General features: G+C 28.1%; 10 protein-coding genes and 3 pseudogenes. 12 read left to right on the forward strand and 1 reads right to left on the reverse strand.

All coding sequences use genetic code 11. From position 1 onward, the window contains the following. The 12 genes and pseudogenes from HF850_RS14790 to HF850_RS15915 form a co-directional block, all read left to right on the forward strand. Positions 1-153: pseudogene (locus HF850_RS14790) on the forward strand (IS982 family transposase); the annotation flags it as partial. A gap of 232 nt (positions 154-385) precedes the next feature. Then, positions 386-739 (forward strand): PepSY domain-containing protein, encoded by a 354-nt coding sequence (locus HF850_RS14795; protein WP_169106196.1) that lies wholly within the window; start codon positions 386-388, stop codon positions 737-739. A 406-nt stretch (positions 740-1,145) separates the two neighbouring features. After that, positions 1,146-1,577 (forward strand): annotated as a pseudogene (locus HF850_RS14800) (MarR family transcriptional regulator). A 127-nt stretch (positions 1,578-1,704) separates the two neighbouring features. Continuing rightward, entirely contained in the window at positions 1,705-2,181 is a 477-nt protein-coding gene (locus tag HF850_RS14805) for a glutathione peroxidase (RefSeq protein ID WP_169106197.1), read from the forward strand. Between the two features lie 79 nt (positions 2,182-2,260). After that, positions 2,261-3,130, forward strand: a complete 870-nt coding sequence (locus tag HF850_RS14810) for an NAD(P)/FAD-dependent oxidoreductase (protein ID WP_169106198.1) — start codon at positions 2,261-2,263, stop codon at positions 3,128-3,130. Between the two features lie 89 nt (positions 3,131-3,219). After that, positions 3,220-3,753 (forward strand): glutathione peroxidase, encoded by a 534-nt coding sequence (locus HF850_RS14815; RefSeq protein ID WP_169106199.1) that lies wholly within the window; start codon positions 3,220-3,222, stop codon positions 3,751-3,753. Between the two features lie 203 nt (positions 3,754-3,956). Further along, on the forward strand, positions 3,957-4,550 hold the full coding sequence (locus HF850_RS14820) for a hypothetical protein (protein WP_169106200.1): 594 nt from the start codon (positions 3,957-3,959) through the stop codon (positions 4,548-4,550). Positions 4,551-5,106: 556 nt separating this feature from the next. Next, positions 5,107-7,359 (forward strand): formate C-acetyltransferase, encoded by a 2,253-nt coding sequence (gene pflB / locus HF850_RS14825; protein WP_169106201.1) that lies wholly within the window; start codon positions 5,107-5,109, stop codon positions 7,357-7,359. Beyond that, positions 7,325-8,119, forward strand: coding sequence for a pyruvate formate-lyase-activating protein (gene pflA / locus HF850_RS14830; RefSeq protein ID WP_169106202.1), 795 nt, complete (start codon positions 7,325-7,327; stop codon positions 8,117-8,119). The genes pflB and pflA overlap by 35 nt, the downstream gene beginning before the upstream one ends. 566 nt (positions 8,120-8,685) lie before the next feature. After that, entirely contained in the window at positions 8,686-9,081 is a 396-nt protein-coding gene (locus tag HF850_RS14835) for a Gfo/Idh/MocA family oxidoreductase (RefSeq protein WP_243159509.1), read from the forward strand. A 115-nt stretch (positions 9,082-9,196) separates the two neighbouring features. Beyond that, the gene (locus tag HF850_RS15910; RefSeq protein WP_243159510.1) at positions 9,197-9,415 is read left to right on the forward strand and encodes a hypothetical protein; all 219 of its coding nucleotides are present in this window, start codon (positions 9,197-9,199) and stop codon (positions 9,413-9,415) included. Positions 9,416-9,606: 191 nt separating this feature from the next. Then, positions 9,607-9,858 carry a hypothetical protein gene (locus HF850_RS15915; RefSeq protein WP_243159511.1) on the forward strand — a complete coding sequence of 84 codons (252 nt, stop codon included), beginning with the start codon at positions 9,607-9,609 and terminating at the stop codon, positions 9,856-9,858. An 8-nt stretch (positions 9,859-9,866) separates the two neighbouring features. Here the strand turns inward: HF850_RS15915 and HF850_RS16180 are convergent. Then, a pseudogene (locus HF850_RS16180) lies at positions 9,867-9,950 on the reverse strand (hypothetical protein); the annotation flags it as partial. Positions 9,951-10,238: the final 288 nt, after the last annotated feature.

A 10,238-nucleotide genomic window follows, 5' to 3' on the forward strand; every position in this document is an offset into this window, starting at 1 on the left:
GAAATACAAAAGTACTTTTCTGAATTATCCATATTTTCAAATGATGATGTTAGAATTATTGATAGCATGCCTATTCCGGTTTGTAGATTTGCAAGAGCTTACTTCAGCAAATCATTTAAAGACATTGCATCATATGGATATTGTGCTTCAAAATTTGTTCATATAAATATTTAATGGGTAATCTATAAAATGTAAAAGATTATTTAAAAAGAGAGAGTTTTTTAAATTGATAGTCTGTATAACAAATAATATACAGGAATTGTTTTGTTGAAAATTAAAAACTTGTATGATAATATGATATCATTTAGTAGATTCAGGACATAAGTATAATCCTGAAGATTATAAATTAGAATATTAATAATAAAATTAGAAAGGTGGATTACAAATGAAAAGAATAGCATTAACAACCATTATAATTAGTATGGGTATAGCTTTAATAGGATGTGGTAATCAAGTAACACAAAATAATGGAACTGCTAATAATAAAAGCAATACAGAACAAATTCAGACACAAGCATCAGGAGAAAGTAAAAATGAAATATCAGTTAATGAGGCAAAGGAAATAGCATTAACGAATGCAAATTTAACAAGTGATAAAGTTACATTTACAAAAGCTAAGTTAGATGTTGATGATGGAGTAAGGAAGTATGAAATAGAATTTTCTTATAACAATAAAAAATATGATTATGAGATAAATGCAAGTACTGGAAGTGTAATATCTTATGAGATGGAAAATTAAGTTAAATACAAAATAAGATTTAAATACATTAATAATAACTTTGTTGAATAAAAATAATTACAGCTTTAGGCATTAATATGTGTCTAAAGCTTTTATATTTTATAAGAGTATATACATATATAAAATACATCTCTTATATTTATGAATATTTTTATATTAAAACATTAAGGCATGAGATTATTCAAGATACTATTAAGAAAATAGATGATGCAAATAAATAGGGGCATTAAAATCCTATATTTTTTTATTGTTTATTGAATATTTTTAAAAATATCGAGAAAAATAAGAATGAAATTAAAGATTTATTGTTGACAATAAATAAAATATAGTTATAATAAAATTATCAATTGAACAAAATTAAATTTTGTTTGATTAAATTTTGAATTGTTAAATGATAGAGGTTGTTATGGATAAATATGATGTTTTAAAATTAGATAATCAGCTTTGTTTTCCACTATATGCGCTATCAAGAGAAATAATAAAATTGTATAAACCTTATCTTGATAAATTAAACCTTACATATACTCAGTATGTTACAATGCTGGTAATATGGGAGGAAAAAAAGATAGTGTTTAAAGAACTTGGAAAGAAGCTTCATTTAGATTCAGGTACTCTTACACCAGTATTAAAAAAACTTGAGTCTATGGGACTTATAGAAAAGTATAGAACAAAGGAAGATGACAGAGTTGTTATGATTGAATTGACAGAGAAGGGAAGTACTCTTAAGAATGAAGTCCTTGAAATTCCTTAAAAAATAGCCTGTCAATTAAAAATAGATAAAAATGAGGCTATTCAGTTTAAAAGTTTAGTAGATAAGATGTTAAATAAGTTATCATAATATAATAAAAAATTATTATTGGAAAAAACATAGAAGAAAAATTAAAAACTATATTTTTTAACTTAATTAGTTTTATTAAATTAAATTTTTCAAAATTATATAATTAATTTGATAGGAGATTTTAATTATGAATTTTTATGATATTACAGCAAAGAAAATGAACGGGCAAGAAATTAAGATGGAAGAATATAAAGGAAAGGTACTTCTTATTGTAAATACAGCAAGTAAATGTGGGTTTACTCCTCAATTAGCTGAACTTGAAGAAATGTATAAGGAATATAAAGATAGGGGATTTGAGATACTAGGTTTCCCTTGTAATCAATTTGGACATCAAGATCCAGGAACAAATAAAGAAATAAGTGAATTCTGTCTTATAAATTATGGAGTATCATTTACAATGTTTGAAAAGATAGATGTTAATGGTGAAAATGCACATCCATTATTTAAATATCTTAAAGAGAATACAAAAGGAATGTTAGGCAGTGAAATAAAGTGGAATTTTACTAAATTCCTTATTGATAAAGAAGGAAATGTTGTTGATAGATTTGCACCTCTTACAAAACCGGGTAAAATAAGGGGAGATATTGAAAGACTATTAGGATAAGTGGTTTGAAACATAAGTATAATTAAGTTGGTTAAAATATTAAATGTGGTAGTTTAAATTAATTTAGGAGGAATTTTTCATGAGTGAAAGATATGATATGGCAATAATAGGAAGTGGCCCTGCAGGATTATCAGCAGCACTTAATGCACAAATAAGAAAAAAGAAATTTATTATTTTTGGAAGTAATGAACTTAGTGGTAAATTAGTTAAAGCAGAAAAAATAAATAACTATTTAGGCTTTTATGGAAAGAGCGGAAGAGAGTTGGCAGATGAATTTAAAAAACATCTTGAATCAATGGATATAAGAATAACAGAAGAAAGAATAAATAATATTTATGCTATGGGTGATTATTATTCATTAATGGCAAATGACAAAATGTATGAAGCAACAACAGTAATATTAGCTACTGGAGTTAATTTCGGAAAGCCATTTAAAGGTGAAGAAGAATTATTAGGAAAAGGTGTTGGATATTGTGCAACTTGTGATGCACCTCTTTATAAAGACAAAATTGTTACAATAATCGCTTATAACAAGCATGATGAAGATGAAGCTAATTTTATAGGAACAATTGCATCTAAAGTATATTATATACCTATGTATAAGGAAGAAGTTGAAGTGAATTCTAATTTAGAAGTAATTAATGATGTTCCTAAAGAAATACAAGGTGATAAAAAAGTAGAAAAATTAATACTTAAGAATTCAGAAATAGAAACTGATGGGATTTTTATTCTAAGAGATAGTGTATCACCAGGTCAACTTGTACCAGGGTTAGAGATGGATGGAAGTCATGTAAAAGTTGATAGAAAAATGCAAAGTAATTTAAAAGGATGTTTTGCGGCTGGAGATATTGTTGGAACACCTTATCAATACATAAAATCTGCTGGTGAAGGAAATATTGCTGCATTATCAGCTGTTGCATATATAGATGAATTAAAGAGAAAAAAATAAAATTGATAATTATAAATAATTCAGTATAAACATATAATAAATAAGTATTTATAAAGAAAAAATATAGATAAACGTAAGGAGAAATAGATATGATATACGATTATAAAGTAAAAGAAGTAAATGGAAATGAAGTTTCACTAAGTGATTATAAGGGAAAGGTATTACTTATTGTAAATACTGCAACAGGATGTGGATTTACTCCTCAATATGAAGGACTTCAAAAAATGTATGACAAATTCAAAGATAGAGGATTTGAAATATTAGATTTCCCATGTAATCAATTCTTTGCTCAAGCACCAGGAACTGATGATGAAATAGTTAGCTTCTGTCAACTTAAGTACAACACTACATTTAAGACTTTTTCTAAAATTGATGTTAATGGTGAAAATGCAATTGACTTATATAAATATCTAAGAAGTCAGGCACCAAAGGCAGAAGAAGATGAATCTTCAGAAGGTCTTTATAAGATGCTTAAAGAACATGGATTTTCAACAGAAAATGATGAAATTAAATGGAACTTCACTAAATTCCTTATTGATAAAGAAGGAAATGTAGTAAAGAGGTATGCTCCAACTTATGAGCCAGAAAAGATAGAAAAAGATATAGAAGAATTACTTAAATAATATATAAATTAATTAGAGAAAAAATTACTGATGCAAAGTTACAGTAGAAAAGATAAATATCTTACTTTTATAAGTAAGATATTTATATTTTTTTATAAAAAATCGATTTATACTATACGTGGATAAGTGATTAACTTATAAAGAATTAATGTTGAAGTAAATATTGTGTTTATTTTGATGATTAAATTATGAGGTGAATAATTATGACTAATGAAAAAAAGATAAGACTAGCATCCATAGAAAAAATAAAACATTCTATTGATGACTTTTTTATGGAAGATAAGGAAGAAAGATTAAAAGCTAAATTTAGTAATAAAATCAAAAATAGTATTTTTACAGATGAAATATCAATAAAGCTTAATGAATGTGATTTTACTGGGCTTACTGATGAAGAAGATGATATAATCAAGCTTTTCGAAAGTATATTTCCTGTATTTGTAAAAGATGGTGCTTCAATCTTTAGATTATACAAACATAAAATAGAGGTTGATTTATCAGATGAAATGAAGGATAGATACATTTATATGTTTTCTAATGGAAGACTTACTTCTGGATTATTCCAATGTTTTAGTTTAACAGATGATGAGTATGTTTATGGAATAAAAAGAATAATAGATATAATTCCTAAAATAAGAGAGGAATTGCTCACAACTATAGAAAATTTTAGAAATAACATTCAAACTAGTATAAAGAAAGATAATGAAGAAATAAGGAAAATAGCAGATAGAAAAAAGATAGCTGAAGAAAATTATAATGAATTAGAAAAATATTTTTCACAAAAGATAATAAATAATTAATGAAAAAATGGCTTATGAATTAAAATATATAATATTATGTAATTCATAATAAGAATTATTACATTAATATGATTGATTTTATGGGGCGTGATTCTAATCACGAAATTTAATTATATGTGTAATTTTAATAGTTTAATAAATAAATTATTTTCATTGCTTATGGTAAGCGTTTCAATTTACTATATTTTCTAAAAATATACGTTGATAAATATGAAAAAAGTTATTTGAACACGCTTTCTTTTATTAAATAATAAAAATAATGTCGAAAAAAATCGATAAATAATATAAAATGATATATTTTTATAAGTATATTTTAAAATTAATTAAATATACTATGCAAAATATTAGATAACATATAAAATATATATAGTGAAACATAATCTAAATAAGTAATATAATATGAGATTTTGTATCAAATTCATATTAATATTTTATATAAATTTAATAACTTTATAAAAATTTATGGGTTTTATTGAGTTTAGCTTGTTTAGCTTATATTTTATTAATAAATAAATCTTAAAATACATGTATATAAATATACTAGGGAGGAACGGACATGTTAGAAAAAGAACAATGGTCTGGCTTTGAAGGAAGACTATGGAAAGAAGAAATCAATGTAAGAGACTTCATCCAAAAGAACTATAAACCATATGATGGTGATGAAAGCTTCCTTGCAGGTCCAACAGATGCAACAAACAAACTTTGGGGTAGATTACAGGAATTACAAAAAGAAGAAAGAGCTAAGGGCGGCGTACTTGACATGGAAACAGAAGTAGTTGCTGGACTTACAGCTTATGGCCCTGGATATATCGATGAATCTTTAAAAGATCTTGAAAAAGTTGTTGGTATTCAAACAGACAAACCTCTTAAGAGAGCATTCATGCCATATGGTGGTATAAGAATGGCTGAAGAATCTTGTAAAAACTATGGATATGAACCAAATCCAGAATTACATAAAATCTTCACTGAATATCATAAAACACATAACCAAGGAGTATTCGATGCTTACACTCCAGAAATGAGAAAAGCTCGTCACAGCCATATCATCACTGGACTTCCAGATACTTATGGACGTGGACGTATCGTAGGTGACTACAGAAGAGTTGCTCTTTATGGTATTGATATTCTTATGGAAGAAAAATTCAAAGATTTCAATAACTGTGGCGATGGAACTATGACAGATGATATCATTCGTCAAAGAGAAGAAATCTCAGAACAATATAGAGCACTTGCTGGAATGAAGAAAATGGCTGAAAGCTATGGATATGATATCTCACAACCAGCTAAAAACGCTAAAGAAGCTGTTCAATGGTTATACTTTGGATATCTTGCAGCAATAAAAACTCAAAATGGTGCTGCTATGTCAGTAGGACGTATTTCTACTTTCCTTGATATATATATACAAAGAGACCTTGATAATGGTGTTCTTACAGAAGAAGAAGCTCAAGAATTAATTGACCATATCACAATGAAATTCAGAATGGTTAAATTTGCAAGAATAACTTCTTACAATGAATTATTCTCAGGAGATCCAACTTGGGCTACTCTAGAAGTTGCTGGTATCGGTGTTGACGGACGTCACATGGTAACAAAGAACGACTATCGTTTCTTACATACATTAGAAAACATGGGACCATCACCAGAACCAAACTTAACAGTACTTTATTCTTCTGCACTTCCAGAAAACTTCAAGAAGTATGCAGCTAAGATTTCAGTAGATACAAGTTCTATCCAATACGAAAATGATGACGTTATGAAACCAGTATGGGGAGATGACTATTCAATCTGCTGCTGTGTATCAGCTACACAAACAGGTAAGGAAATGCAATTCTTCGGAGCTAGAGCTAACCTTGCTAAATGTTTATTATACGCTATCAATGGTGGTATAGATGAAAAATCTGGTGAACAAATCGGACCTGACTTCAAAGGAATCACTTCAGAATACTTAGATTATGATGAAGTAATTGCTAAATATGAACAAATGAGTGACTGGTTAGCAGACCTTTATGTAAATATATTAAACTTAATTCAATATATGCATGATAAATACTACTATGAAGCAGCAGAAATGGCTCTTATTGATACAGATGTAAGAAGAACATTTGCTACTGGTATAGCTGGATTCTCTCACGTAGTAGATTCACTTTCAGCAATCAAATATGCTAAAGTTAAGACAATCAGAAATGAAGCTGGTATTGTTGTAGATTACGAAGTAGAAGGAGATTTCCCTAAATACGGTAACGACGACGATAGAGCTGATAACATAGCTGTATATGTATTAAAATCATTCCTTGACAAGATCAAGAAGAGACATACATACAGAGATTCAGAACCAACTACATCAATCCTTACTATTACTTCAAACGTAGTATATGGTAAGTATACAGGTGCTATGCCAGATGGACGTAAAGCTTGGACTCCATTATCACCAGGTGCTAACCCATCTTACGGTGCAGAACAAAGCGGATTACTTGCTTCATTAAACTCATTAACTAAGTTACCATACGAATGGGCATTAGATGGTATTTCAAATACACAAACAATCAGCCCATCTGCATTAGGACATAATGAAGATGAACAAATAGATAAGTTAGTTAAAGTGTTAGATGGATACTTTGATCAAGGTGCACATCACTTAAACGTAAATGTATTTGGTATCGAAAAATTAAAAGATGCTATGGAACATCCAGAAAAAGAAGAATATGCAAACTTCACTATCCGTGTATCAGGATATGCTGTTAAATTCATCGATTTAACAAGAGAACAACAATTAGATGTTATCTCAAGAACATTCCATCAAACAATCTAATCCTGATAAAATTACAGGAAGAATCCATTCAACAGAGAGTTTTGGCTCTGTTGATGGACCTGGAGTACGTTTTGTAGTTTTTTTACAAGGGTGTCATATGAGATGCCAATTCTGCCATAATCCAGACACTTGGAAAATGGATGGCGGAGAAGTAAAAACTGCAGATGAGCTTTTAGCTCAAGCTCTTAGATATAAAGCTTATTGGAAAAAAGGAGGCGGAATCACCGTAAGTGGTGGTGAGCCTCTTCTTCAAATAGATTTCTTAATAGATTTCTTTAAGAAAGCTAAGGCTAAGGGTGTTAATACTACACTTGATACTTCAGGAAATCCTTTTACAAGAAAAGAACCTTTCTTTAGTAAGTTCAAAGAACTTATGGAAGTGACTGATCTTGTAATGCTTGATATAAAGCAGATAAATGAAGAACAGCATAAAATACTTACTGGATGGACTAATACAAACATTCTTGATATGGCAAGATATTTATCAGAAATAAATAAACCTATGTGGATTCGTCATGTACTTGTACCTGGTGGAAGTGATAATGATGAACAATTAATAAAGCTTGATGAGTTTATTAAGTCTTTAAATAATGTTGATCGTGTAGAAGTATTACCTTATCATTCACTTGGAGAATATAAGTGGGAACAACTTGGGATGGATTATCCATTAAAAGGTGTAGATGCTCCAACTAAAGAGAGAATAGAAAATGCTAATAAGCTTCTTCATACAAGTGAATATACTGGATATTTATCACGATAATTTCTGCTTAAATTAAGATATAATTACAATATAAATACCCCCTGTTTCATAACAGGGGGTATTTATATTGTAATTATTAACTAAACAATTGATTTAATTTACGTTAGAAGAAGTGTAATAAAATAATGTTAAAGAATAAGCAATATTTTGTAATAATTATTTAATATTATCGATTATAAAATATAAAGTCAATATTATTGCTTGGATAATAAAAAAGTTAAATTAAATTTAAGAAATTATAATAAAAAGCTGGTATTTCTAGTCTAGTATACAAGGTATAAAGTAGATTTTTAATAATAATGTTAATGAATAGTTGATTTATTAAGATAATATTATAACAAAATATAACACGTATATATTCATTTTTGGAATAGATGTATTCCAAAAATGAATTGAATGTATTTATTTTATGAAGATTGTGAAGAAATGATTAAAAAGTCAGAAGAAGTTGGATTACCAATTTATGTAGCATTCTATAGAAGAGGTATGGATAAATACAAAAGATTAAAGAAATAATCGATAGTGGAAAGTTAGGAAAGATTAACTTTGTTCATTTAAGACAATTTATGAAAGTTGAAGAAGCTGATTTAGATAGAGAAAACCTACCATGGAGATTAAGACCAGAAGCTGCAGGTGGCGGTAAATTTGTAGATATGGTTGCTCACGTTTTAGATATAGTTGAATACTTATTCGGAAAAATTGAAAACGTAAGTGGATTAGCTGAAAACTATGGTGGATACTATGATGTTGAAGATACAGTTACTGCAATTTTCAAAACTGAAAGTGGAGTTATGGGTAACGGAATATGGTGTTATGTTGCAGACCATGATGAAGAAGAAATGTTAATCGTAGGAGATAAGGGTAGAATAAGCACAACTGGATTATTCTATGGTCCTATAAAAGTTATAATTGACGGAAAAGAAGAAATAATTGATTATAAAGAACCTGAACATGTAGCTTAACCTTATATTCAATCAATAGTTAATGAATTAATAGGAAAAGAAAAATCACCTAGGGATTTTACTATTAATATCTTTCTTGGGATTAGTAGTATATGCTGTCAAGGGTGGAAACCTTATGACAGGAATATTCATTATGGCTGTTATATGGACAGTTCTACCATTGATAGGTAATGCGTTAGTGACTAATCAAGACTTTATATCGAAGTATAGTGATATAGTCAATATGAGTATTGTTGATGCTTTAAAGAAAGTATTCCAAGGAGGTCCAGAAGGATGGGGTGGAGTATTAGTTAACTTCATTTTTTACTATCACTTGGAATACCTAAGTTATTAGCTATTGTATCATTCTTATTATCAATAGGTGCTGGACTTTATATAAATCCAGTAATATTTAATCAATATCAAGCTTTCTTCTTAGGTATTAATGGAGAACAAACTCATTTCTATAACGGTGGATATTTAAAATGGGGATTTGTTGCTTTAGGAGTTCAATTATTATTTGCAATAGTAATTCCAGCTATTTTTATGAAAAAGAAGAAAAGAGTACATGCATGGGCAGCTCAAGCACCTCAAACTGAAGAAGTTAAGGCTGCACCAGTAATAGCTTTACTTACACCATTTATACCAGTAGTATTAGCAATTGGACTTAATGTACCAGTTATAGTTGGATTCTTAGTTGCAAGTTTCTTTGCACTAGCTGTATGTGGAAAGTTAACATCTAATAATATATCTAGTTCATTTTCTAAAGATTTAATCTGTTTAGATAAAGATGACTGAGAAATACAAAGTTCATTGGCAGCATTAGAAAAATTATTAAATTGCTTTACTGCCAAAAAGTATTGAATTTGTTCAATAGTAATAATAATCACCTCGTCTCATATGAAATGTAGAATTTATTATAACACGATAAATTCTACATTTAAAAATTAAATTATGTAAATAATTAATTATTAACTTTATTTATTATTAAGGGAAATTTGTATAAAATTTTTAAAAAATAGAAGTAATATTTTTATTTTTGCATTTATTTTATTTATTGCATAAAAATATTATTTATAACACATAAATTTTCATAAGTCGTCAGCTCTAAAGAGTAAAAATATTTCGAGCAAATAAATTCCGAAAATGTAATAATTATAGTAAAATTATATAGAGAT

The sequence above is a fragment of the Clostridium sp. SM-530-WT-3G genome, from assembly GCF_012843905.1.
In the GTDB taxonomy this organism is placed as follows: domain Bacteria; phylum Bacillota; class Clostridia; order Clostridiales; family Clostridiaceae; genus Clostridium.

Excerpts from the sequence above, each read along its gene's own strand:
- HF850_RS14795 (WP_169106196.1), top strand. The coding sequence starts at position 386 with ATGAAAAGAATAGCATTAACAACCATTATAATTAGTATGGGTATAGCT.
- HF850_RS14805 (WP_169106197.1), top strand. The coding sequence starts at position 1,705 with ATGAATTTTTATGATATTACAGCAAAGAAAATGAACGGGCAAGAAATT.
- HF850_RS14810 (WP_169106198.1), top strand. The coding sequence starts at position 2,261 with ATGAGTGAAAGATATGATATGGCAATAATAGGAAGTGGCCCTGCAGGA.
- HF850_RS14815 (WP_169106199.1), top strand. The coding sequence starts at position 3,220 with ATGATATACGATTATAAAGTAAAAGAAGTAAATGGAAATGAAGTTTCA.
- HF850_RS14820 (WP_169106200.1), top strand. The coding sequence starts at position 3,957 with ATGACTAATGAAAAAAAGATAAGACTAGCATCCATAGAAAAAATAAAA.
- pflB (WP_169106201.1), top strand. The coding sequence starts at position 5,107 with ATGTTAGAAAAAGAACAATGGTCTGGCTTTGAAGGAAGACTATGGAAA.
- pflA (WP_169106202.1), top strand. The coding sequence starts at position 7,325 with ATGTTATCTCAAGAACATTCCATCAAACAATCTAATCCTGATAAAATT.
- HF850_RS14835 (WP_243159509.1), top strand. The coding sequence starts at position 8,686 with ATGAAAGTTGAAGAAGCTGATTTAGATAGAGAAAACCTACCATGGAGA.
- HF850_RS15910 (WP_243159510.1), top strand. The coding sequence starts at position 9,197 with ATGACAGGAATATTCATTATGGCTGTTATATGGACAGTTCTACCATTG.
- HF850_RS15915 (WP_243159511.1), top strand. The coding sequence starts at position 9,607 with ATGAAAAAGAAGAAAAGAGTACATGCATGGGCAGCTCAAGCACCTCAA.